The sequence below is a fragment of the Vibrio sp. 1401 genome (genome assembly GCF_033340295.1).
The window spans coordinates 1-557 of record NZ_JAWOWF010000687.1; the positions used below are offsets into that span (position 1 = coordinate 1).

General features: G+C 48.8%; 1 protein-coding gene and 1 pseudogene. Both read left to right on the forward strand.

The genetic code is table 11. The annotated features are described in order from the left end of the window. Positions 1-413 (forward strand): annotated as a pseudogene (gene vscJ / locus R7Z77_RS27595) (SctJ family type III secretion inner membrane ring lipoprotein Vsc); the annotation flags it as partial. Next, positions 406-557, forward strand: a 152-nt coding sequence (locus R7Z77_RS27600) for a SctK family type III secretion system sorting platform protein (RefSeq protein ID WP_318137339.1), incomplete at its 3' end; no start/stop codon positions are given. The pseudogene vscJ and the gene R7Z77_RS27600, both read left to right, overlap by 8 nt.

Below are 557 nucleotides of genomic sequence, written 5' to 3' on the forward strand. Positions count from 1 at the left end.
AAGAGTTGTCATCAACGCTGTCGCAAATTGATGGTGTGCTGGTGGCGCGAGTCCACGTGGTACTCGAAGATCAAGATCTTCGCCCAGGCGAGCGTCCGACTCCTGCTTCGGCATCGGTGTTTATTAAACATGCTGCCGATGTAGCGTTGGACTCTTACGTGCCTCAAATCAAATTGTTGGTGAACAACAGTATTGAAGGGCTGAATTACGATCGCATTAGTGTCGTGATGGTGCCATCTTCGGAGGTGCGAGTGACGACTCAAAGCAACCAATTTAAAAGTATTTTGTCGGTGCAAGTTACCAAAGAAACGGCGAACCATCTCATCGGGATTTTAGTGTTTATGGTACTGCTATTGATTGGCTCGAATGTCGCGACGTTCACGTGGTGCCGCAGGAGCGCAAAGCGTGGTTAAACCTGAAACACCGATGGCTCAGGTGCTGCATCAGTTCAACTACTGCCCATGTCAGTACCTAGAGCAAAACTGGATCGTGCCAAAACAGCCTTGGCTTCTTAATTTGGATGGCTGGCGAGATAACCCAAACTTCAACCTTTGGTG